Raw genomic sequence first — 20,285 nt, 5'->3', positions numbered from 1 at the left:
TAGCGGCCGCAACGACCTGCGAGGCGGCCGATTCACGAATCCGTGTCGCGCGGCAGCACGGTGAGTACGCGCTCGATGTGGTCGCGGAACTCGACCAGGTAGTCGCGGAGGAACTTCGCCGTGCCCTCGTTCGTGACCGTGCCGTCATCCGAGAAGGTGTCGGGCGAGAACTGGATGTAGGCCTCGGGGGCGGTCATCTGGCGGGCGTTGCAGAAGCTGAGCACGCCGCGCAGGCTCTGCTGGGCGACGGCCGTGCCGATCGCACCGACCGATGCTCCGATGACGGCGGCCGGGATGTGATCGAACGAGTTCTGGCCCCACGGTCGCGAGGCCCAGTCGATCGCGTTCTTGAGTCCCCCGGGGATCGAACGGTTGTACTCGGGTGTGACGAAGAGCACGGCATCCGCCGAAGCGATCGACTCCTTGAGATCCACCGCCACAGCGGGGTAGTCGGCGTCGTAGTCCTGACTGTAGAGAGGGAGGTCTCTGATCGGGATCTCGAAGAACTCGAGATCGGATGGAGCGAGCCTGATCAGCGCCGTCGCGAGGATGCGGTTGATCGAGGTGGACGAGAGGCTTCCGACGAAGTATCCGACCCTGTACGCCATGACTGTTCCTCATTCCTGTAGCCGTGGGATCAGTCTCGTCCTGGCTCGTCGCCGAGTCCAGCCCTTGCGCGACGAGAACGCCGCCGACCTCGGTCAGTCGCCGAACGCGGCGAGCAGCTCCGCGAAGTGATCGAGGTCTTCGGCCGACCAGCGGCGCAGCCGCTCGCCGAGGCGCTCCTCGTAGCGCGAGCGGGCCAGAGCGACCCGCTCCTGCGCCAGCTCGGTCGCGACGAGCACCCGCGCCCGGCGATCGTCGGGATCGGGGACGCTCTCGACCAGCCCGAGCTGCTCGAGCTGCCGCACGTGACGGCTGACGGCCGACTTGTCGGTCTGCAGACGCTCGATGATCGCCCCGGCCGAGGTCGCCTTGCCGGTCGCGATCGAGGTCAGCACCTGATATCCGAGGGGCTGCAGGTCGGGGTGCACGGTCTGCGCCGCTTCGCGCCAGCTCACCCGGATGCGGGCGAACAGCCTTCCCAGCTCGTGCTCGACCCTCGAGATCGCCTGGTCGAGCTCGGCCGGATCGAGGGCGGCCGGATCGAGGGGCTCGGCACCTGCGGAGTCTGCGGCGGGCGCGCCCTCTCGGGCGGGTTCGTCGGGCGAGGCACTCATGGTCGCCAGCTTACGGCGAAGCCCCGCCGTCTCAGAGACGGCGGGGCTTCGATCGAGGTGGATGCTCGGGGCGGTCAGACCTCGGCAAGCAGACGGAAGACCTTGGACGCTGCCTGGATCTCGTCCTGCGTGAGCTCGGCCACGATCGTCCGCAGACGCGACGCGTGATCTCTGCGCAGTTCTGCGAGCACGGTGCAGGCGGCCGGTGTCGGCGTCAGAACCCGCAGCCGGCCGTCCCGCTCGTCCGGCCGGGACTCGATCAGCCCCAGCTCCTCGAGCATGCGCACCTGGCGGCTGATGACCGACTTGTCCATCTCGAAGCGCTCGGCCAGCTCGTGCGCATTCGCCGATTCGGCCCGTTCGATGAAGGTCAGCAGCTTGTAGCCGCCCACCTGCAGCTCGGGGTCGATGCGCGCAGCCGACTCCTTCCAGAGCGTCCTGGTCCTCGCGAAGATCAGGTTCAGATGCGTCTGCAGGTCGCCGAGCGCGGTGTCGACGTCGGCGGGCTCGACCGCCACGGGGGTGGCCATGTCAGCGCCTCGGCTCCTGGTCGTCTCGTTCGAGCACCGTCACAGAGCCGGTGGTCGGTGAGGCGGAGTCGACGCCCGAGAGTCGGATCGTCCCGGTCGACATCGTGGCGCCGACCTCTGCCTCCGAGACCTCGAGAACCGATTCCTCGGCCTGCTCGCGCAGCTGCTCGGCGGCGTTCTTCGTCGAGAGCGGCTTGTTCTTGATGAACGCGATCGCGATGATGGCGATCAGCGCCAGCGGGATGGCGATGATGAACGCGTCGGCGATGCCGTGGCCGTAGGCTCCCTCGACGATCGTGCGGATCGTGTCAGGCAGCTGCGTGACCTTCGGCACGTCACCCGAAGCGAGGTGCTTCAGGGCGTCGACCTCTTCCGGCGTCGTCGGCGTGAAGCCGTCGAGCGCATCGGTGATGTAGTTCGCGACACTCGTCGAGAGGGTCGCGCCCATGACCGTCACGCCGATGGTGCCGGCGATCGTGCGGAAGAAGTTGACGTTCGACGAGGCGGCGCCCAGCTGCTGCGGAGCCGTGTCGTTCTGCACGATGAGGGTGAGGTTCTGCATGACCATGCCGAGGCCCGCGCCGAGCACGAACATGTAGACGGCGACCAGCGGGAACGGGGTGTCGTAGCGCAACGTCGACATCAGGCTGACGCCGACCGTGGTGAGGATGGAGCCCGTGAGCATCCAGCCCTTCCACTTGCCGAACCGGCTGACGAGCTGGCCGATGATGATCGACGCACCCATCTGGCCGATGATCATCGGGATCGTCATGAGGCCCGACTCGGTCGGTGTGGCGCCGCGCGCGAGCTGGAAGTACTGGGCGAGGAACACCGAGGTCGCGAACATCGAGACGCCGATGGCGATGGAGGCGATGACTGACAGCGTGAAGGTGCGGTTGCGGAACAGCGACATCGGCACGATCGGTTCCTTGACGAAGAACTCGACGGTGATGAAGCCGGCGATCGCGACGGCGGCGATGACGGCGAGCGTGATGCTGGTCGACGAGTCCCAATCGAACTCGCTGCCGCCCATCGAGACCCAGATGAGCAGGGTCGAGACGCCGACGGCGAGGAGGACGATGCCGAAGTAGTCGATCGAGACCTTGCGGTCACGCTGCGGCTTGGGCAGGTGCAGCGTGAACTGCAGCAGCACGAGGGCGAGGATCGCGAAGGGCACGCCGACGAAGAAGTTGGAGCGCCAGCCCCACACGTCGGTGAGGAGTCCGCCGAGCAGCGGGCCGCCGATGGTGCCGAGCGCCATGATGCCGCCGACCACGCCCATGTACTTGCCACGCTCGCGCGGCGAGATGATGAGGGCGACCGCGATCATCACGAGCGACATCAGACCACCCACGCCGATGCCCTGGATCACGCGCACGGCGATGAGCATGTTCGTGTCGGTCGAGAAGCCGGCGATCACGGTGCCGACGGTGAAGATGATGAGAGACAGCTGCACGAGGATCTTGCGATCGACGAGGTCGGCGAGCTTGCCCCAGATGGGCGTCGAGACGGCGGTCGCCAGCAGGCTGGCCGTGATGACCCAGGTGTACTGCGACTGGGTGCCGCCGAGGTCGGCGATGATGACGGGCATCGAGGTCGACACCACGGTGCCCGAGAGCACGGCGACGAACATTCCGACGACGAGGCCGGAGATCGCGGTGAAGACCTCGCGAGGCGAACGCGTCGCCTCGGCTGAAGAGGTGGGAGTGATGTTGGTCACAGTGGAGAGCTCCTGTGTAGAAAGTTGATAAGAGTCAACTATACGCCTATTGGTTGCGAAAGTGCAACTGTAGACCGGGAGCAACCATCTCTCGGTGGGGCCGAGCATCAGCCTCGGCGCGTGTCGTTCGCGGGCTCGGCGCTGCGCTGCGTCATCGACCACGAGGCGAGCAGCGCGAGGCGCTCAGCGGATGGCGAGCCCGGTTCGGCCGTGTAGACCAGCAGCACGTTGCCGGGTTCGGCGGTGATCGCGAGCTCTTCGTACGCCAATGTCAGCTCGCCCACGAGCGGATGCTGGAACCGCTTCGTGCCGGCGCCGTGGATGCGCACGTCGTGGGCGGCCCACAGTCGCCGGAACGTCTCGCTGCGGGTCGACAGCTCGCCGACGAGATCCTGCAGCCCCTTGTCGTGCGGGTCGCGCCCCGCCTCGGCGCGCATGATCGCGACGCACATCTCAGCGAAGAGATCCCAATCCGGATAGAAGTCGCGCGCCGCCGGGTCGAGGAACTGGAAGCGAGCGAGATTCGGCGTCCGCCCGCCGTCGCCGATCACCGGCGAGTAGAACGCGCGGGCGAGATCGTTCGTGGCGACCAGGTTCTGGCGGGGGTCCCGGACGAACGCGATCGCGTCGGTGATCGACGACAGCGCCCAGTGCAGGCTGGGTCGTGCAACCCCGGGCTTCGCCGACCGGCGACGCGAGCGACCGCTCGACGGGATGCCGTCGGCCGCGCGGGCGAGGTCGAGCAGATGCGCGCGCTCGGCGTCGTCCAGCTGGAGGGCTGAAGCGAGCGCGTCGAGCACCGCGGCGGAGGCGCCGGCGATCGCGCCGCGCTCGAGCTTCGCGTAGTACTCGACGCTGACTCCGGCGAGCGCTGCAGCCTCACTGCGCCGCAGGCCGGCGACACGTCGGTTCCCGCCGGCCGGGATGCCGACCGACTCGGGCGCGACACGCGCGCGGCGGGTCATCAGGAACTCGCGGACCTCGGATCTGTTGTCCATGCTCAGGACGCTACCCCCGACCGCGCTCCGCAGGGAGGCTCTCGCAGTACACCCCTCGACAGGGACTCCCTCAGAGCGCCCGACAGGCGCAGAGTGGACGGCATGACATCCGCAGCCCGCCCCTCCGCCGACCGGGTGCTTCCTGCCCTGCTGCTTCTGCTGACCGTGTTCGGACCGATCTCGATGGACCTCTATCTGCCCGCCCTTCCGGCTCTCACGGCGGAGCTGGGCGCCGCCACATCCGTCGCGCAGCTCACCGTGACCGCCTGCCTCATCGGTCTCGCGGCCGGTCAGCTCATCGCCGGGCCGGTGTCGGATCGGTACGGACGCCGCGGCATCCTGCTCATCGGCATCGTGGCGTACATCGTCACGTCGACGCTGTGCGCGATCAGTCCGACCGTCGAGCTGCTGATCGCCGCCCGATTCGTCCAAGGACTCGCCGGCGGCGTCGGCATCGTGATCGCACAGGCGGCCGGCCGTGACGTGTTCTCCGGCCGAGAGCTGATCCGCTTCTATGCGCGGCTCACCGTCGTCGGCGGTTTCGCGGCGGTCGTCGGCCCGCTGCTCGGGGGCCTCCTCAACACGATCATCGACTGGCGGGGACTCTTCGTCTTCCTCGCGGTCATCGGCACCGCCATCCTGATCGCCGCGCTCGCACGGTTCAGGGAGACGCTGCCGATCGAGGCACGGACGACGGGCGGCCTGACCCGCACCCTGAGCGACTATCGGACGCTCCTCCGAGACCGCGTCTTCGTCGGCGCCGTCCTGAACCAGGGGCTGATGTACGCCGCGCTCTTCGCCTACCTGTCCGGCGCGACGTTCGTGCTGCAGGACATCTACGGCCTGTCGCCCCTCGGATACGCCCTCGCGTTCGGCGCGAACTCGGCAGGATTCATGGTCTTCGGTCACCTGGCCGGCCGCTTCTCCGAACGAGGTCACGTGCACGCGGTGCTCGCCGCGGGTGTCGCGGTCGCGACCGCCGGCGCCATCGGCCTGCTCGCCGCCGGACTCGTGCCGATGCCGCTGTGGGTCGTGCTCGCGTCGCTGTTCGCCCTCGCCGCGGGCGTCTCCATCTCGTCTCCCCCGGCCACGACCCTCGCTCTGATCGGATACCCGCAGATCGCCGGCACCGCCTCGTCGCTTCTCGGAATGGTGCGGTTCGGCTTCGGGGGCATCGCCGCCCCGCTCGTCGGCGTCGCCGGCGCCTTGAGCATCCTGCCGCTCGGCGTGGTCACCGTCACCACGACCGCGCTCGCAGCCGTCGCCCTGGTGCTGATCGGCACCGCACAGGGGCGAGCGGCACGACACTCCGCGCCCACGACCTCATCCACCGCCCTCACTCACTGAAGGAGAACATCATGAACACAGACACCGTCAGCACACGCACCATGCGCGCCGTCGTCATGCACGCCCCCGGAGACGTCCGCGTCGAGGAGATCCCCCGCGCCGCCGTCGTCGAGCCGACGGATGCGGTCATCCGCGTCACCGCTGCCTGCATCTGCGGCTCGGACCTCTGGCCCTACCGCGGCATCGAGCCGGTGGATCACCCCACGCCGATGGGGCACGAGTACATCGGCGTGGTCGAGGAGATCGGCGACGAGGTCCGCGACATCAAGGTCGGCGACTTCGTCGTGGGGTCGTTCGTCGCCTCGGACAACACGTGCGAGATCTGCCAGGCCGGCTTCCAGTCGCGCTGCATCCACCAGGTCATGATGGGCGGGGTCGGCACGCAGTCCGACTACGCCCGCATCCCCCTCGCCGACGGCACCCTCGTCGTGGTCGAGGGCGACCCGACACCCGCGCAGACCCGCAGCCTGCTGGCGGCATCCGACGTTCTGGGCACTGGCTGGTTCGCCGCTGTCGCCGCCGAGGCGGGGCCAGGCAAGACCGTCGCGGTGGTCGGCGACGGAGCCGTCGGCCTGCTCGCCGTCCTCGCCGCCAGGCAGCTCGGAGCCGAGCGCATCATCGCCATGTCACGTCATGCCGACCGTCAGGCGCTCGCGACGAAGTTCGGGGCCACCGACATCGTCGAGGAGCGCGGCGACGCCGGCGTCGCGAAGATCAAGGAGCTCACCGGCGGGTACGGCGCGCACTCGACGATCGAGGCCGTCGGCACGCAGGAGTCGATGATGCAGGCGATCCACGCCACACGCCCGGGCGGACACGTCGGCTACGTCGGCGTGAGCCATGGCGTCGAGCTCGACGGACTCGACCTCTTCTTCTCGACCGTCAGCCTTTTGGGCGGACCGGCTCCCGTGCGCCGGTTCCTCCCCGAGCTGATCGACCTCATCATGACCGATCAGATCGATCCGGGCATCGTGTTCGACCTGACGCTCCCGATCGAGCGGGCCGCCGAGGGATACAAGGCGATGGACGAGCGTCGCGCCACGAAGGTGCTGCTCACCACTGACTGAACCTCATGGATGACGCGGGAGGGCGCACGCCGCGTCCTCCCGCGGGCGCGGGAGCAGTCGGGTTCAGTGCGGGAGAGAGCTGGAGTTGTCGAGGTCGAGATCCACGTCCACGTGCCAGTCGGGCTCGGAGTCGTCATCGACGTCCGGGGAGTCTGGATAGAGGCGGTGCGCCTGCAGCCTCGCCGCGTGCTCGGTGAAGTCCGGCTCGTCGTCGTCGAACTCGTGCGGTCCGACCAGCAGGTCGTTGCCGACGCCGATGACGAGATCGGCGCAGTCCTCGCGCCCGCCGACGAGGATGGGGATCTCGACCGCGTCGGCTTCCCCCTCCTTCGCGACTGCTGCGGCGAGGGTCACGAGGGAATCTGCCACGTCATCGGTGGTCACCAGCTGCTGGCCTGCATACGAGACGATCTTCATCTCTCCATCCTCGCCGAGCTCGCGAATCCGTGGTTCGGGGTTGCGCCGCCCGTCGCGGTTCGATAGGCGCTCCGGAGCCGGATCGGCCCGGCTCACATGCGGGCGTAGCGCGCCCGGGCGAAGCAGAACAGGCCGTAGAGGGCGAGACCTGCGCCGACCACCCACAGGATCACAGCGCCGAAGGGCAACCCGGCCAGAGCACGCAGCGCCGAGTCCAGGCCGCCCGCGGTCTCGGGGTCGTGGGTGAGCGCCGCGATGACGAAGAGCACGCCGGCGACGCCGACCGCGATGCCCTTGGCGACGTAGCCGGCCACTCCGAACGCGGTGATTCCCGAACGGGCCTTCGCCGACGGCACGGAGAGATGCTCCATGAACGCGCGGGTGATGCCGCGCACGATGAAGGCGATCCCGACCGCTGCCACCCCGAGCCCGACCAGCACGAGCAGCACGACACCGGCCGGCGCCGCCAGCAGCCTCGCACTGAACGACTGCGAAGACTCGGACGACTGCGACTGCCCGCCGAGCGCATAGATCAGAGCCGTCGCGCCGATCGCCAGGTAGGCGACGGCTGTGCCCACGAACTTCGCCCGGTGCGCCCACATCTTCTTCGTATCGGGATCGCGCTCGATGACGGCCTCGGCGATCTGCCAGATCGCCAGTGCGAACAGACCGAGCACGATCAGCCAGAGCAGGAACACGCCGGCAGGCGACTCCTGGATCTGCTGCAGGGCACCGCCCTGATCCGCGTTCTCGCCGCCGCCGCCGGTGGCGATCGAGATCGCGATCCCGCCGATGAGGATGTGCAGGATGCCGAGCACGACGTACCCGACGCGGGCGAGGACGCGGAAGGCGGTGGAGTCCTGAGCGGCCCTCGCGGTGGAGGCGGCCGAGTCGCGAGTGTTCATGGGTTCACGGGGCTTTCGATCGGTTCTTCGGAGATGTCTGACGTGCTGCGGGACCGCGCGAGGCGGCGCGCGCGCGTCGCTTCCACGCAGGCCCAGACGAACGTGGCGACGGCGACGCCCTCGAGCATTCCGGCGACCACATCGCTGAGCCAGTGGGCGTGGAGGTAGGTGCGGCTCCACATCATGAGCGCGATCCACGCGACACCGACGACCCAGACCCACCGGCGTCGGAGCACGAGTCCGAGGATCACCACCACGGTCGTGGCGACGGCGGTGTGCCCGGACGGGAAGGAGGTCGCGACGCTCTCTGCGAGCGAGTCGACCGGGCGCGTGCGGCCGATCACCGCGGCCATGGTCGCCCCGATGGCGACCACGGTGACCATCGCGATCGCCAGCGTCGCCGCATCCCACCGCCGTCCGCGCCAGAGGAGAGCCGCGATCAGCAGCGCTCCGACCACGATCATGCCGATCGTGCCGCCGACGACGGCGGGCACCCAGGCGACGACGAGCCAGGCGTCGCTGCTCAGCGCGACCATGAGGTCGTGCCACCAGATGTCGACCGCGAGCGGCTCGTGACCGCCGAGGGCCACCACGGCGCGCAGCACGACGAACGCGAGGGTCGCTGCGGCACCGACGACGATCGCGCCGGTGCCGCGCTGCGCCACGGTCATGCCGAGATCAGGCGAGGGGCTCGTTGTCGCGGATGCTGCGGCGGGTCACACGCTCGCCGGTCGCGGGGTCGACGGCCGTGCGGTCGACGGTCTCGGTGCGCCGACTGCGCATCACGAGAATGAGGCTGATCAGGAAGACGACGACTCCTGCACCCATGAGGATGTAGCCGATCAGGTCGAGATCGACATAGCCGCCGGTGTCGATGTTGAGTGCGAAGACGAGGATCGCTCCGATGACGAAGAGCGCGATGCCGCTTCCGATACCCATATGTCCATTCCTCTCCGAGGCCGCGTTCGCGGACTCGCGACGCCCAGAATAGGGTCAGTGCAGATTGAGTCAATGGGCATGGACACGCCCTGCGTCTCGTGGTAAGGATGGGAATGATGACCGATCTCGAACGCCGCGCCGGCATCTTCGCCGCACTCGCCGATCAGACGCGCCTGCGCATCGTCGATCTGCTCACGCTCGGAGATCTGTCGTCCTCCGAGATCGGGACGGCTCTCGACCTGCGCTCGAACCTCATCGCGCACCACCTGGGAGTGCTCGAATCAGCGCAGATCATCGCGCGCACCCGCTCGGAGTTCGACAGACGGCGCAGCTACATCGGGCTGCGCCCCGAGGTCTTCACCACTCTCGCGCCCCCCAGCGTCGCCCCGCCTCGCCGTGTGCTGTTCGTCTGCACCGCGAACTCCGCGCGGTCGCAGCTCGCCGAGGCGATCTGGCGCGATACGAGTCCGGTGGCCGTCGCCTCGGCAGGAACCCGACCTGCCGAGATGGTGAATCCCGAGGCCACCGCGGCGGCCGCTCGGCACGGGCTCGTCATCGACGGCGACCATCCACCCCGCCACCTCGACGACGTGCTCGCCGAGGGCGACCTCGTGATCACGGTGTGCGACGACGCCCACGAGCGTCTCGGTCAGCGCGACGACCTGCACTGGTCGATCCGCGACCCTGCCCGCATCGGCACGCCGGCCGCCTTCGACGCCACCTTCGATGCGCTCGTGCAGCGCATCGGCGCCTTCTCGTCTCGCCTCGTCGCCGCCTGAGCCGATGTCCCCGGTGCGTGCGACGATCTGCACGTCGACGGGAGAACAGGATGCGGGGCGAAGCCACCGTGCTGCACGCCGACCTCGACGCGTTCTACGCCTCGGTCGAGCAACGCGATGCCCCCGAGCTGCGCGGCCGACCGGTCATCGTCGGCGGCGGCGTCGTGCTCGCTGCGAGCTATGAGGCCAAGGCGCGCGGAGTGCGCACGGCGATGGGCGGACGACAGGCGCTGCAGCTGTGCCCGGATGCCGTGGTCGTCCCCCCGCGCATGGAGGCGTACTCCGCAGCCAGCAAAGACGTGTTCGCGATCTTCCGCGACACGACGCCGCTCGTCGAGGGACTCTCGATCGATGAGGCCTTTCTCGAGGTCGGGGGCCTCAGGCGCATCGTCGGCACCCCCGAAGAGGTCGCCGTGCGTCTGCGCGAGCGGGTGCGCACCGAGGTCGGGCTGGCCATCTCGGTGGGCGTCGCCCGCACGAAGTTCCTCGCCAAGGTCGCGAGCGCCGTCAGCAAGCCCGACGGGTTGCTCGTGGTCGAACCCGAACGCGAAGAGGAGTTCCTGCTCCCTCTGCCGGTCGAGCGGCTGTGGGGCGTGGGCGCCGTCACCGCCGAGAAGCTGCAGCGCTACGGCATCCGCACGGTCGGCCAGCTGGCCGAACTCGAGGCAGCCACTGCCGAGCGGATGCTGGGCACAGCGGTCGGCGCGCACCTGCACGCCCTCGCCCGCCTGCGGGATCCGCGTCCGGTCGACACGACCCGCCGCCGCGCATCGATCGGCTCGCAGCGCGCCCTCGGCACGGGCTCGCGCTCGGCCGAGGAGCTCGATCTGATCCTGACGCAGATCGTCGACCGCCTCGCGCGACGGCTGCGCGACGGAGACCGGGTCTGCCGGTCGGTGGTGCTGCGCCTCCGTTTCGGCGACTTCGCGAAGGCGACCCGATCGCGCACGCTCGGATCCGCCACCGATCGCACCGCGATCCTGCTCACGGTCGCTCGCGCACTGCTCGCCGCCGCGCATCCCGAGATCGCTGAACGTGGCATCACGCTGATCGGGTTGTCGCTGTCGCACCTCGATCACGCAGACCGCATGCAGCCCGAGCTGCCGATCGACTGGGGAGACGAAGAACGCCTCGACACGGTTCTCGACACCCTGCGCGATCGGTTCGGCGCGACGTCGGTCTCGCGCGCCGCGCAGATGGGTCGTGATCCCGGGTGGTCCAGCCCGATACTCCCCGAGCACGAGTGACCGATGGGCGCACCGCGTGAGCCGGGTCAGCCGCGTCTCTAGCCGAGGTCGTAGGCGACGCCGTCCGGCATCTCCACCGGCGATGCCGTGGGAGACTCGACGCCACGCGTGAGCGTGCGCAGGCGGTCGACCAGCGCGGGATCTTCGAGTTCGGGCCCTCGGCCGGGCACTTCCTTGGCCACGATCTGGCTGGCAGGCCCGATCAGGAACTTCGCGGTGACGACCGCGCCGTCCGGCTCTTGCACCGGGATCTCCACGAGCTCGGCACGCTCCTCTTCGCCCAGTGCGCGCCCGTATGCCAGCAGCGCATCTGCGATGTCGTCCCCCGTGAGATAGGCGTCGCCGCCGTAGATGATCGTCTGCATGGTTCCGTTCTAGAGCAGTCCGGGCCGTTCCGTCCGCCCCTTGCCCCGGTGCAGTGCGACTGATAGCGACTTGCGAACGGGGCAGGCTTTTCCTCGTAATGTGGACTCCATGGCAGATCAGAAGACGATGATCCAGACGGAGGTCCGGGCCGATGGGGTGACCTATCTGCTCGCTCAGGATCAGGACCTCGGCGAGCTCAAGCGTCGCATCGAAGACGCGATCGCGACGGCCGGCAGGTTCGTCGATTTCGTCGTCGTCGGCAATCGTCAGGTGAGCCTTCTGGTCACGCCCCGCTCACAGGTCTCGATCGCTGTGGCGACCGTGCTCTTCGACGCCCGCGACACGGGAGACGTCGACTTCCCCTACGGCGGCCACTACGACCTGCTCTGACCGCGGGCGACGGGGCCGTCGGGCTCAGAGCTGGTCGAGCACCAGTTCGCCCCGCGAGTTCAGCTGATCCATCATGTGAGCGACCCGCGCGGGGTCGATCGCGTGCACGGTCGGAAGATCGAACTCGAACACCAGCGGGATGGCAGGGTGCACCCAGATCGTCAGGCGGCCCGATGACGCCTCCGGCTTCGGCAGCCAGGTCATCATGAAGCTCTCGTTGCGACGAAGCTTCGTGCCGATCACGATCTTCACGTGCGCCAAGGTCACTTCTTCGATCTCGATCGCCGGTCGCGAGCTGTTGTACTCCAGTTTCCCCATAGGAGAACTGTACGCTCAGCAGAACTGATCGCGTGAACCCCATCCTCCGACCCAGGCCTCCACCCTCGGGTCTGAGCGCAGGAGGTGGATGCCGTCCGCGACGGCACGGTGCGATTCGAAGGCGTCTGACGTGCCCCACCGCACGGCGCGACGCATCGCCCGCCGCGAGCGCAGCACGCCCAGCGACGAGCCCTCGGCATCGACGAGATCGACCCCGCCGACATCGCCCGTGCCGAGACCCGCGATGCGCTCGGTGATCCAGTCCCGCTCGAGGACCACGACCGGTCGATCGAGTTCCCAGATCACCCGGGCGTCGAGCGGGCCATCGTCGACCGTGATGCGCGGGTCGCCCGCGAAGGCGGTCATCGTCGCATCGACCACCACTCGCGCCAGCGGGAACGCGGCGAGGATCGAGTCCACGGCGATGAACAGCGCCTCCGGGGTGTGGGTCCCGCGCAGCCTGACGACGAGGTCGGGCACGTCGGACAGCAGACCTCGCGGGGCGGAACCGCCGACCGGAATCGATGAGACGAGCGTCATGGTCTGGGCGTTCGCGCGCTCGAGCCCCGAACCGCTGCGCTCGGCCCATTCGGGGCCGTCGTGCCACGCCACGGCCGTGGGCACGTGGGCCAGCACGGCACCCGCCTGCCACATCCGATGCGCCCACTCCCAGTCCTCGCCCCCATAGGCCGAGAAGGACTCGTCGAATCCGCCGGTCTCGTCGAACAGGCGGCGTGAGCAGGCGATCACCGCGCCGATGACGAACCGGTATGACCGGTCATCGGCGTCGAGCAGATCGCGGCTTCGGGCGTACTCCTGCGCGAGCCACGTCGGCTCGGGGAGCTCACGGTCGACCACCGCCTCGAGCACGGGGGTCTCCGGGGCGATGCCCGAGAAGTCCGCGTGCCGACGGCGTCCGACGGTGACGGCCTCGGGAAGCAGCGCCGGAAGCCGGGTGAGCTCTCGCACGTACCCGGGTTCGGGGGCGGTGTCGGCATCGAGGAAGCAGAGCACGTCGCCACTGCTCGCGCGCACGCCGAGATTGCGTGCGGCCGCGAGCCGGAAGCCCCGGTCGTCCTGGCGCACGAGGATCACCCCGTCCGGCACGCGGACATCGCCGGCGGAGCCGTCGTCGGCGACGACGATCTCGAGAAGCTCGTGCGGATAGTCCTGCACCGACAGGGCGGACAGCGTGCGGGCGAGCTCGGCCGGCTGCTCATAGTGGGCCACGATCACCGACACTCTCGGCAGGGTTTCGGGGTCGACGCCGTCGAGCGTGTCCCACCTGTTGCCGACGACCCAGGGCCGCCGCGTCACCGGGCCAGCCCTCTCCACCAGCGCACGTACGCCTCAGCCGCCTCCGGCCACGACATCGGCAGCCTCGTCAGGCCGTGCCAGGTCGACTCCGGGTGTTCGAAGGCGCGCCGCACCGCCACCGCGAGCTCGGGTTCGTCGACCGTGTGCAGAGTCCCGGGGCGCAGTGTCGCCATCTCGTCCATGTAGCGGTTGCGCACCGCGACCGGTCGGCGACCCCAGCCGATCCACGACGCCAGGGAGCCGGATGCCGACACATGACGATGCGCGATCACCGGCACCGACACAGCGCGGCCCCGCCGCGCGATCTCCGCGTCGTCGAGCCAGCCTGTCACCTCGACCTCGACCCCGAGGGCGCCCGCTCGGCGCACGAAGTCCTCGAGTTCGGCGGCATGCCCCTCCGAGGCACGGCCGAGAACCGTCATCCTGCCGATGCCCGCCTGCGCGGCCGCGCGGGCCGCCTCGTCATGTCCCTTGCCGGGATAGAAGTAGCCGAGCACACCGACCGACCCGTCCGTCGGCATCCGCCCCGCGTCGGTCTCGAGGTCCACCGGCAGCGGAATGCTCGCCGCCGGTCCCGACCAGACCCCCTCTTCACGGAGCAGCGCACGCTCGTGATCGCTGTTGACGGCCACCCCTCGCGCCGCCGCGGCCACGGCTGCGTAGGCCTCCCGCCGACGGGGCAGATTGCGCTCGCCGTCCGACGCCTGCGGCACGTCGTGCAGGGTGACGCTGACCGGCCGCCGCGCGGCGAGAGCGGTGAACGCCTGCGACGCCTGCTCGGGAGAATCACCCCACAGACGATCCGTGAAGTGCACGTGCAGCGCGGCATCCGCGGGCGTCGCATCCAGATCGGCCGCGTCGATCGTGCGGATCGACGGCTCCTGTGCCCGTACGGCGGAGGCCATCTCACGCTCGTACATGGCGACGCCGTGGGTTCCGGCGTGCACGAGCAGCAACGGAGCGGCGCTCATCGCGCCCGCCACACGTCGAGCAGAGGGGCGAGGCGCGTCAGGGCGGCATCGACGAACCCGGGGTGGGCGGCGTACCACTCGAGGTGAGCGGCCCGCACCTCGGCGTCGTCGATCGGTGCGCCGTCGACGATCCAGTGCGCGCGCGGCTCGTCGGTCAGCTCCCACGCCTCGACGACCTCCGGGTGCAGCGGCGCCCGCACCGAATTCAGCAGCGGACGCCCGGGATCGGTCGGGCCGCCGGTGTGGCCGAGGGCTTCGAGCAGGCGAGCCCCCAGCGGCATCCACACCGCGTCGCCCGGGTGGTTGACGGTGCGCGCGTGATCGGCCGTGACCGAGTCGAACAGGTCGGAGACCCGCACGTCGGCGCTCTGCTCGCGGACGCGCAGCGTGTCGATCGACGACTCCCCCACGGCACGCACCTCGTCGGGTGCGAGCGCGGCGACGACCGGGATGCCTGCGGCGGCAGCGAGCGTGCGGATGTCGTGATAGGCCACGATCGGCGGGTCTCCCTCGACGCCGGGCACGCGGATCGCGGCTTGGAACGGATGCAGGCCCGCGAAGCGCACCGGCGGCACGGTCAGCACGCGGGCATCCGTCGCCGCGGCGATCTGGCGCGTGCCCAACGGCAGATCGCGATAGTCGTCACGGATGGGCTGACTCACGACGGTGTCGGCGGTGCGGACGATCTCGTGCAGGCGCGTGGCGTCGTCGGCGGTCATCTCGTGCACGGCGGGTACGCGCACGAAGCGGTGCTCGGGAGCGTCCATCACCATGCGCAGCGATTCGGCCTGGCAGTTGCCGAGGACGACGCCGTAGCTTTCGGGAAGCGGAGCCAGACCGTAGAACTCCGAGTAGTGTTGGCGGCGCGCTAGCACCAGGGAGCCAGCCGGCGCAACGGCCGTGCGTAGTTCGGGATCATGGCTCATGATTCGAACGTACCCCCTCGATCTCATCAGTCTTGCGTCCCCATTGCAGCGCGGTCTCTCCGTCATCGCGATATACGCACGTCGGGTGCTCAGCCCGCCAACGGAGAACCACATCGTCACCGAACCCGCCTTCATTCGCGTCGCCTCGATCCCGGCCGCCCACCCCTACGTGCGCGCGATCACCGACACACGACGTGTGCGTGTGCTGCCCGACCCTGCTGTTCCGGGCGCGCCGGCCGACGTGTGGTGGCCGCCGGTGGCGCTCACATCGCAGTGGCTCGCGTCACACGGTGCCGACTTCGACGTGCTGCATGTGCACTTCGGGCTCGAGTCGTTCTCTCCCGGCGAGCTGCGCGAGGCTCTCGAGACCGCGCACCGGGTCGGCAGGCCGATCGTCTACACCGTGCACGACCTGGAGAACCCGCAGCTGGTCGATCAGCGGCCCTATCGTGAACTGCTCGACGTGATCATCCCGACAGCCGATCACCTCCTGACGCTCACCTCGACGGCAGCGGACGAGATCGAACGCCGGTGGCACCGCAGCAGTCGGGTGCTGGCTCACCCCACTCTGCTCGACGGTGCCGCCGTGTCCGAGCACGCGGTCGACGAGACCCTGCGGGTCGGAATCCACCTGCGAGACCTGCGCCCCAACATCGCTGCCGAGCGTGCGGTGCGCGCAGCCGTCGATGCTGCCGCGCTGCTCGCACAGACAGGGCGAGCCGTCGAGTTCGAGCTGCTGATGCACGAGCGCGTCCGCGATGACGCGACAGCAGCTCGCGTGACCGCGGTCGCCGAAGAGCACCCCGCCGTGCGCGTGCGGCGCACTCCGCGTCTGAGCGACGCCGGCATCGATGCGTGGATCGGAGGACTCGACCTCTTCGTCCTGCCCTACCTGCATGGCACGCACTCCGGGTGGGTCGAGCTCTGCTACGACCTGGGGGTTCCCGTGGCGGGAACCGACGTCGGGCACATCAAGTCCCAGCATCCCGACGACTTCTTCGTCATCGACCTCGACGACCCGCAGACGCTGGTCGAGGCCGTGGCTCTCGCCTCCGATGCGCGCGCCTCGTCGCCCCGTACGTCGCTGGTCGAGCGGCGACGCTCTGAGAGAGTGGCCGAACGGGAGGCCGTGCGCGACGCGCACGCCCTGCTCTACTCCACCGCACGCGCCGAAATCTCGACGGAGGCACGCGCATGATCGGCCGCGAGCGGTTGCGGGTGATGGTCGTCGCCCCCGAGCGTCATGCCCTCCGCCAACCGCACGCCGGCGGCCTGGAGGCCGTGGTCTGGAACCGCGTGCGCTGGCTGCGCAGCCGTGGCCACGACGTGCAGCTCTGTGCGGCCGAAGGGTCGGACTTCCTGGGCGCCGACATCGATCTGCACCTGCCGAGCCCTCGCTGGCATCAGTCACGGGATGCGTCCGACACCGACTTCCCCGAGGGCCACCGCCGGCTGATGACGGATGCTTTCGCGCGCGTGCGGGATCAGCTCGACGCCCCCGCGACACGCGTCGATGTCATCGACAATCACAGTCTCCACGGGGATCCGATCCTCTGGAGCCGTGACATCGGAGTGCCGGTCGTCACCACGCTGCACACGCCGCCCCTCGCCGACATGGTGATCGCCTCGAACGCGCTCACCGGAACGTCGCCGCACCGATTCCTCGCGGTCAGCCAGTACACGGCGCGGGCCTGGTCGGCCGAGGGCGTCGAGGCGTTCGTCTTCACCAACGGCGTCGACACGGCGCAGTGGAGCCTGGGGCCCGGCGGAGGCGACTGGGTGTGGTTCGGACGGATCGTGCCCGAGAAGGCGCCGCACCTCGCCATCATCGCCGCGCGGCGGGCAGGCGCGCGGCTGAAGCTCGCCGGCCGCGTGGGCGATGCCGCGTACTTCGATCGGGAGGTCCGACCGCTGCTCGGCCACGGCATCGACTATGTCGGAGCCCTGCGTCAGCCCGAGCTCTCGGCCCTCGTCGGGGCAGCATCCGTCGCTCTGGTGACCCCGGTGTGGTCGGAGCCCTTCGGATTGGTGATGGCCGAGGCGCTCATGACCGGCACGCCCGTCGCCGCCTTCGACTCCGGCGGCACCAGCGAAGTGCTGGCCGGGATCCCCGGCACCGCCATCGTGCCCTCCGCCGACACCGATGCACTCGCCCACGCCGCGACGGCGCTGGTCGAGCAGACACGGCTGGGGCTGTCGCGTCGAGTCGTGCGCGAGGCCGCCTCCGCGCGCCACTCGCTCGATCATAGGCACCGCGAGATCGAGCGGGTCCTCACCGTCGCCGCTCAGAGCGCGGTGCCCGCGCACGAGCTCGCCGACGCAGAGGCGGTCGGAGCATGATCGGCTGGTACGTGCATCATCACGGCTGGGGCCACATGACCCGGATGCAAGCGATCCGCCCGCACCTCGGAGACGAGGTGACGGTGTTCTCGAGCCTTCCCGAACCCGCCTCGTTGCCGCCGGAGACCGTATGGGTCCAGCTGCCCTCCGACTCCGACGCCGTCGTGGGGCCCGACGGTGTGAGCCGCGAGGCGCATGAGCTTGGCGATGTCACAGCCCGAGGCACCCTGCACTGGGCGCCGCTCGGGCACCCTGGCCACCAGGCCCGCCTCGCGGCGATCGCGGAATGGGTGGCGATTCACCCGACGTCCGCATTCGTCGTCGACGTCAGCGTCGAGGTCACGATCCTGGCTCGTCTGCTGGGGGTGCCGACGATCTCCGTCGCGCAGCCGGGCGATCGCGCCGACGCTCCGCACCGTCTGGGCTACGACCTCGCCGACCGCATCCTGGCGCCCTGGGCTCCCGGCACGATCCCCGCGAAGGCCCTCATCGGTCGCGAGGACCGCGTGCGATCGGTCGGCGCGATCTCGCGCTACGACGGCCGCGCTTGCACCGAGGCAGACGCAGACGCAGACGCTGACGACGTGCGCCGCGTGCTGTTCCTCGGCCTCGCGCTCGACCCGGTGCGGCTCGCGCAGACGAGGGAGCTGCTGAGCGCAGACGGATGGGTCGTCGAGAGCGCAGGAGCGGGCAGCGACGATCGCATCGACGACGTGTGGCCGCTGCTGCGCCGTGCGACCGTCGTCGTCAGCGCGGCGGGTCAGAACAGCATCGCCGACCTCGCGGCCGCAGACGCCCGAGCTGTCGTCATCGCCCAGGAACGACCCTTCGACGAGCAGAGCGAGATGGCCCGCGTGCTGGCCGCCCACGGGCTCGCCCGGACCGTCGCGGCTGACGCGTCGCCCGCCGAGGTGGTCGACAGCATCCGGCGCGCAGCCGACACCGCTCCCCGCTGGGACGTGTGGCAGGTGTCGGGTTCTGCCGCACGAGCCGCGGCCGCGATCGAGGAGCTGGCACGATGAGCATCCGCGTCGCCGTCATCACCCCGGCATCGATGAACCGTCTCGACCACCTGCAGCGCCAGCGCCAATTCCTCACCGAGGTGCGCACGCCGGGCATCGAGGTCGTGCGTGTCGAGGCGTGGCTCGACGTCGACGCACCGCCCGCAGTGCCGTCAGTTCTGTCCGTGCATGTGCCGCCCGGCCGCGACGGCATGCGCGTCGGTGCGGCGCGCAACGCCGCCGCCGCCCTCGCACTGGATCACGGTGTCGACCTGCTCGTGTTCCTCGATGTCGACTGCCTGCCGGGTCCGGACCTGCTCGAGAGATACGTCGACGCAGCACGGGACCATCCGCACGACCTGCTCTGCGGACCGGTGACCTACCTGCACAGCGTGCAGCGTCCGTCGAGGATGGTCGACCTCGGCACCATGACCCGACCGCATCCGGCTCGTCCCCTGCCACCGGACGGCGACGTGGTGACGGCGACCGATGACGAGTTCGATCTCTTCTGGTCGCTGTCGTTCGCAGTGACCGCTGAGACGTGGACGCGTCTCGGCGGCTTCGACGAGGCGTATGAAGGGTATGGCGCCGAAGACACCGACCTGGGCCGACGGGCTCGGTCTCTCGACATGCGAGTGCAGTGGGTCGGCGGCGCACACGCCTACCACCAGTGGCACCCGGCCGGTTCTCCGCCGTGGCGCCACCTCGACGACATCCTGCGCAACGGCGCCCTGTTCGCCGAGCGCTGGGGCGAGTGGCCGATGCGCGGCTGGATAGACAGCTTCATCGAGGGCGGCGCGGTCGAACCCCACGGCGACGGATATCGCCGGGTCGCATCGGGCACCGGCGTTCGCTCAGTCCAGGCGTGAGGACAGCTCTCGGATGATCTCCCCGACCTCTCGCTCCGCACCCGCGACGCGCTCGACCTCGGCCTCGAGATCGGCGAGCGTCTCGGCGCCGTGACGACGCGCGATCTGCAGGTTCGCGCGAATGTTCATGGCTCCCCCCGACAGTCCGGCACGGAGCGCCTCCGCCGCCACCGCGAGATCGACGACGATATGCGGGTTGCCCGCCTCGACGAGCACGCGCAGGTCGCACAGCATGGCCACGCCGATCACGCCGACCTGCGCCGCTGATCGGGCCGCCTCGACAGCGGCGTTGCGCACGCGCTCGTCGCGGGAGGGGTCGTCGCTCGGCAGAGCGAGCGCCGCCCCGAAGCTCGAAGAGACGACGCCATCCGCCTCGACCGCTCGCAGCGCCTCAGCCCGCTGCCGGGCGAGGCGGTCGACGGTGTCCGCCGCTCGCGGATCGTCATCGGAATACCCGCCGACCATGCTCATCAGAGAGGCGGCGATCGCCAGCATCACACCGGACGCCGCACCTCCCCCGGGAGAACCCGTCGGTCGACTCAGTGCGTCCAACCAGTCATCCAGAGGGGTGGACGGGGGGATGTCGGCGGAGTCCTGCATGAGCGTCACACTATCGAG

General features: G+C 69.6%; 24 protein-coding genes. 9 read left to right on the top strand and 15 right to left on the bottom strand.

Features of this window, described 5'->3' with window-relative positions; translation table 11 throughout:
- Nucleotides 1-32: 32 nt before the first annotated feature.
- The 5 genes from RU09_RS09745 to RU09_RS09725 form a co-directional block, all read right to left on the bottom strand.
- Complete coding sequence (locus RU09_RS09745; RefSeq protein ID WP_042540025.1) at nucleotides 33-608, bottom strand: NADPH-dependent FMN reductase; 576 nt, start codon at nucleotides 606-608, stop codon at nucleotides 33-35.
- A 93-nt stretch (nucleotides 609-701) separates the two neighbouring features.
- Complete coding sequence (locus RU09_RS09740; RefSeq protein WP_042540023.1) at nucleotides 702-1,220, bottom strand: MarR family winged helix-turn-helix transcriptional regulator; 519 nt, start codon at nucleotides 1,218-1,220, stop codon at nucleotides 702-704.
- Nucleotides 1,221-1,294: 74 nt separating this feature from the next.
- Nucleotides 1,295-1,750: a MarR family winged helix-turn-helix transcriptional regulator gene (locus tag RU09_RS09735; protein ID WP_042540021.1), complete on the bottom strand. Its 456-nt coding sequence runs from the start codon at nucleotides 1,748-1,750 to the stop codon at nucleotides 1,295-1,297.
- Between the two features lies 1 nt (nucleotide 1,751).
- Nucleotides 1,752-3,470 (bottom strand): MDR family MFS transporter, encoded by a 1,719-nt coding sequence (locus tag RU09_RS09730; protein WP_082041079.1) that lies wholly within the window; start codon nucleotides 3,468-3,470, stop codon nucleotides 1,752-1,754.
- Nucleotides 3,471-3,577: 107 nt separating this feature from the next.
- Nucleotides 3,578-4,468: a helix-turn-helix transcriptional regulator gene (locus RU09_RS09725; RefSeq protein WP_042540019.1), complete on the bottom strand. Its 891-nt coding sequence runs from the start codon at nucleotides 4,466-4,468 to the stop codon at nucleotides 3,578-3,580.
- 102 nt (nucleotides 4,469-4,570) lie between these two features.
- Between RU09_RS09725 and RU09_RS09720 the strand changes: the two genes are divergently transcribed.
- Together RU09_RS09720 and RU09_RS09715 are read left to right on the top strand one after the other, a co-directional pair.
- Nucleotides 4,571-5,815: a multidrug effflux MFS transporter gene (locus RU09_RS09720; protein ID WP_042540148.1), complete on the top strand. Its 1,245-nt coding sequence runs from the start codon at nucleotides 4,571-4,573 to the stop codon at nucleotides 5,813-5,815.
- A 41-nt stretch (nucleotides 5,816-5,856) separates the two neighbouring features.
- Nucleotides 5,857-6,882 carry a zinc-dependent alcohol dehydrogenase family protein gene (locus RU09_RS09715; RefSeq protein WP_042540147.1) on the top strand — a complete coding sequence of 342 codons (1,026 nt, stop codon included), beginning with the start codon at nucleotides 5,857-5,859 and terminating at the stop codon, nucleotides 6,880-6,882.
- A 63-nt stretch (nucleotides 6,883-6,945) separates the two neighbouring features.
- On the opposite strand, the gene RU09_RS09710 is transcribed toward RU09_RS09715, so the two are convergent.
- The 4 genes from RU09_RS09710 to RU09_RS09695 form a co-directional block, all read right to left on the bottom strand.
- The gene (locus RU09_RS09710; protein ID WP_042540017.1) at nucleotides 6,946-7,299 is read right to left on the bottom strand and encodes a hypothetical protein; all 354 of its coding nucleotides are present in this window, start codon (nucleotides 7,297-7,299) and stop codon (nucleotides 6,946-6,948) included.
- A gap of 92 nt (nucleotides 7,300-7,391) precedes the next feature.
- Nucleotides 7,392-8,204, bottom strand: a complete 813-nt coding sequence (locus RU09_RS09705; RefSeq protein ID WP_042540016.1) for a DUF1206 domain-containing protein — start codon at nucleotides 8,202-8,204, stop codon at nucleotides 7,392-7,394.
- Complete coding sequence (locus tag RU09_RS09700; RefSeq protein WP_042540014.1) at nucleotides 8,201-8,875, bottom strand: phosphatase PAP2 family protein; 675 nt, start codon at nucleotides 8,873-8,875, stop codon at nucleotides 8,201-8,203. The genes RU09_RS09705 and RU09_RS09700 overlap by 4 nt, the downstream gene beginning before the upstream one ends.
- Nucleotides 8,876-8,882: 7 nt before the next feature.
- A complete protein-coding gene (locus RU09_RS09695; protein ID WP_042540012.1) occupies nucleotides 8,883-9,143 on the bottom strand; it encodes a DUF6458 family protein in 261 nt (86 codons plus the stop codon).
- Between the two features lie 116 nt (nucleotides 9,144-9,259).
- Between RU09_RS09695 and RU09_RS09690 the strand changes: the two genes are divergently transcribed.
- Both RU09_RS09690 and dinB read left to right on the top strand, forming a co-directional pair.
- Entirely contained in the window at nucleotides 9,260-9,922 is a 663-nt protein-coding gene (locus RU09_RS09690) for an arsenate reductase/protein-tyrosine-phosphatase family protein (protein ID WP_228385572.1), read from the top strand.
- Between the two features lie 50 nt (nucleotides 9,923-9,972).
- The gene (gene dinB / locus RU09_RS09685; protein WP_042540008.1) at nucleotides 9,973-11,169 is read left to right on the top strand and encodes a DNA polymerase IV; all 1,197 of its coding nucleotides are present in this window, start codon (nucleotides 9,973-9,975) and stop codon (nucleotides 11,167-11,169) included.
- 38 nt (nucleotides 11,170-11,207) lie between these two features.
- On the opposite strand, the gene RU09_RS09680 is transcribed toward dinB, so the two are convergent.
- Complete coding sequence (locus RU09_RS09680) at nucleotides 11,208-11,534, bottom strand: hypothetical protein (protein WP_042540005.1); 327 nt, start codon at nucleotides 11,532-11,534, stop codon at nucleotides 11,208-11,210.
- Between the two features lie 109 nt (nucleotides 11,535-11,643).
- Here RU09_RS09680 and RU09_RS09675 point away from each other — a divergent pair, with 109 nt between their 5' ends.
- Entirely contained in the window at nucleotides 11,644-11,925 is a 282-nt protein-coding gene (locus tag RU09_RS09675; protein WP_042540003.1) for a hypothetical protein, read from the top strand.
- Nucleotides 11,926-11,949: 24 nt separating this feature from the next.
- Here RU09_RS09675 and RU09_RS09670 read toward each other — a convergent pair whose 3' ends face one another.
- From RU09_RS09670 to RU09_RS09655, 4 genes are read right to left on the bottom strand one after another with little or no spacing between them, the layout of a single operon-like run.
- Nucleotides 11,950-12,243, bottom strand: coding sequence for a DUF7882 family protein (locus tag RU09_RS09670; RefSeq protein ID WP_042540001.1), 294 nt, complete (start codon nucleotides 12,241-12,243; stop codon nucleotides 11,950-11,952).
- Nucleotides 12,244-12,258: 15 nt separating this feature from the next.
- On the bottom strand, nucleotides 12,259-13,560 hold the full coding sequence (locus tag RU09_RS09665; protein WP_052492926.1) for a glycosyltransferase family 2 protein: 1,302 nt from the start codon (nucleotides 13,558-13,560) through the stop codon (nucleotides 12,259-12,261).
- Nucleotides 13,557-14,531, bottom strand: coding sequence for a hypothetical protein (locus tag RU09_RS09660; RefSeq protein ID WP_042540145.1), 975 nt, complete (start codon nucleotides 14,529-14,531; stop codon nucleotides 13,557-13,559). The genes RU09_RS09665 and RU09_RS09660 overlap by 4 nt, the downstream gene beginning before the upstream one ends.
- Nucleotides 14,528-15,457 (bottom strand): WcbI family polysaccharide biosynthesis putative acetyltransferase, encoded by a 930-nt coding sequence (locus RU09_RS09655; RefSeq protein ID WP_042539997.1) that lies wholly within the window; start codon nucleotides 15,455-15,457, stop codon nucleotides 14,528-14,530. The genes RU09_RS09660 and RU09_RS09655 overlap by 4 nt, the downstream gene beginning before the upstream one ends.
- Before the next feature lie 85 nt (nucleotides 15,458-15,542).
- Here RU09_RS09655 and RU09_RS09650 point away from each other — a divergent pair, with 85 nt between their 5' ends.
- Genes RU09_RS09650 through RU09_RS09635 form a run of 4 tightly spaced genes read left to right on the top strand, consistent with a single transcriptional unit; the run spans nucleotide 15,543 to nucleotide 19,667 of the window.
- The gene (locus tag RU09_RS09650; RefSeq protein ID WP_197065993.1) at nucleotides 15,543-16,655 is read left to right on the top strand and encodes a glycosyltransferase; all 1,113 of its coding nucleotides are present in this window, start codon (nucleotides 15,543-15,545) and stop codon (nucleotides 16,653-16,655) included.
- Nucleotides 16,652-17,797, top strand: coding sequence for a glycosyltransferase (locus tag RU09_RS09645; RefSeq protein WP_052492923.1), 1,146 nt, complete (start codon nucleotides 16,652-16,654; stop codon nucleotides 17,795-17,797). The genes RU09_RS09650 and RU09_RS09645 overlap by 4 nt, the downstream gene beginning before the upstream one ends.
- Complete coding sequence (locus tag RU09_RS09640; RefSeq protein ID WP_042539995.1) at nucleotides 17,794-18,819, top strand: glycosyltransferase; 1,026 nt, start codon at nucleotides 17,794-17,796, stop codon at nucleotides 18,817-18,819. The genes RU09_RS09645 and RU09_RS09640 overlap by 4 nt, the downstream gene beginning before the upstream one ends.
- Nucleotides 18,816-19,667 (top strand): galactosyltransferase-related protein, encoded by an 852-nt coding sequence (locus RU09_RS09635; RefSeq protein WP_231567501.1) that lies wholly within the window; start codon nucleotides 18,816-18,818, stop codon nucleotides 19,665-19,667. The genes RU09_RS09640 and RU09_RS09635 overlap by 4 nt, the downstream gene beginning before the upstream one ends.
- Here the strand turns inward: RU09_RS09635 and RU09_RS09630 are convergent.
- The gene (locus RU09_RS09630) at nucleotides 19,653-20,267 is read right to left on the bottom strand and encodes a cyclodeaminase/cyclohydrolase family protein (RefSeq protein ID WP_042540139.1); all 615 of its coding nucleotides are present in this window, start codon (nucleotides 20,265-20,267) and stop codon (nucleotides 19,653-19,655) included. The two genes, RU09_RS09635 and RU09_RS09630, sit on opposite strands and share 15 nt — an antisense overlap.
- Between the last annotated feature and the right edge of the window lie 18 nt (nucleotides 20,268-20,285).

Origin of the sequence: Microbacterium sp. MEJ108Y, from assembly GCF_000834175.1 — a bacterium.
In the GTDB taxonomy this organism is placed as follows: domain Bacteria; phylum Actinomycetota; class Actinomycetes; order Actinomycetales; family Microbacteriaceae; genus Microbacterium; species Microbacterium forte.
This window is presented reverse-complemented; position numbering and strand designations above follow the sequence as displayed.

What these genes read in the sequence shown, in the direction of transcription:
- RU09_RS09695 (WP_042540012.1), bottom strand. Translation starts at nt 9,143, where the DNA reads ATGGGTATCGGAAGCGGCATCGCGCTCTTCGTCATCGGAGCGATCCTC.
- RU09_RS09660 (WP_042540145.1), bottom strand. Translation starts at nt 14,531, where the DNA reads ATGAGCGCCGCTCCGTTGCTGCTCGTGCACGCCGGAACCCACGGCGTC.
- RU09_RS09735 (WP_042540021.1), bottom strand. Translation starts at nt 1,750, where the DNA reads ATGGCCACCCCCGTGGCGGTCGAGCCCGCCGACGTCGACACCGCGCTC.
- RU09_RS09635 (WP_231567501.1), top strand. Translation starts at nt 18,816, where the DNA reads ATGAGCATCCGCGTCGCCGTCATCACCCCGGCATCGATGAACCGTCTC.
- RU09_RS09715 (WP_042540147.1), top strand. Translation starts at nt 5,857, where the DNA reads ATGCGCGCCGTCGTCATGCACGCCCCCGGAGACGTCCGCGTCGAGGAG.
- RU09_RS09645 (WP_052492923.1), top strand. Translation starts at nt 16,652, where the DNA reads ATGATCGGCCGCGAGCGGTTGCGGGTGATGGTCGTCGCCCCCGAGCGT.
- RU09_RS09740 (WP_042540023.1), bottom strand. Translation starts at nt 1,220, where the DNA reads ATGAGTGCCTCGCCCGACGAACCCGCCCGAGAGGGCGCGCCCGCCGCA.
- RU09_RS09680 (WP_042540005.1), bottom strand. Translation starts at nt 11,534, where the DNA reads ATGCAGACGATCATCTACGGCGGCGACGCCTATCTCACGGGGGACGAC.
- RU09_RS09690 (WP_228385572.1), top strand. Translation starts at nt 9,260, where the DNA reads ATGACCGATCTCGAACGCCGCGCCGGCATCTTCGCCGCACTCGCCGAT.
- RU09_RS09745 (WP_042540025.1), bottom strand. Translation starts at nt 608, where the DNA reads ATGGCGTACAGGGTCGGATACTTCGTCGGAAGCCTCTCGTCCACCTCG.
- RU09_RS09720 (WP_042540148.1), top strand. Translation starts at nt 4,571, where the DNA reads ATGACATCCGCAGCCCGCCCCTCCGCCGACCGGGTGCTTCCTGCCCTG.
- RU09_RS09705 (WP_042540016.1), bottom strand. Translation starts at nt 8,204, where the DNA reads ATGAACACTCGCGACTCGGCCGCCTCCACCGCGAGGGCCGCTCAGGAC.
- RU09_RS09700 (WP_042540014.1), bottom strand. Translation starts at nt 8,875, where the DNA reads ATGACCGTGGCGCAGCGCGGCACCGGCGCGATCGTCGTCGGTGCCGCA.
- RU09_RS09655 (WP_042539997.1), bottom strand. Translation starts at nt 15,457, where the DNA reads ATGAGCCATGATCCCGAACTACGCACGGCCGTTGCGCCGGCTGGCTCC.
- RU09_RS09675 (WP_042540003.1), top strand. Translation starts at nt 11,644, where the DNA reads ATGGCAGATCAGAAGACGATGATCCAGACGGAGGTCCGGGCCGATGGG.
- RU09_RS09640 (WP_042539995.1), top strand. Translation starts at nt 17,794, where the DNA reads ATGATCGGCTGGTACGTGCATCATCACGGCTGGGGCCACATGACCCGG.
- RU09_RS09630 (WP_042540139.1), bottom strand. Translation starts at nt 20,267, where the DNA reads ATGCAGGACTCCGCCGACATCCCCCCGTCCACCCCTCTGGATGACTGG.
- RU09_RS09710 (WP_042540017.1), bottom strand. Translation starts at nt 7,299, where the DNA reads ATGAAGATCGTCTCGTATGCAGGCCAGCAGCTGGTGACCACCGATGAC.
- dinB (WP_042540008.1), top strand. Translation starts at nt 9,973, where the DNA reads ATGCGGGGCGAAGCCACCGTGCTGCACGCCGACCTCGACGCGTTCTAC.
- RU09_RS09670 (WP_042540001.1), bottom strand. Translation starts at nt 12,243, where the DNA reads ATGGGGAAACTGGAGTACAACAGCTCGCGACCGGCGATCGAGATCGAA.
- RU09_RS09725 (WP_042540019.1), bottom strand. Translation starts at nt 4,468, where the DNA reads ATGGACAACAGATCCGAGGTCCGCGAGTTCCTGATGACCCGCCGCGCG.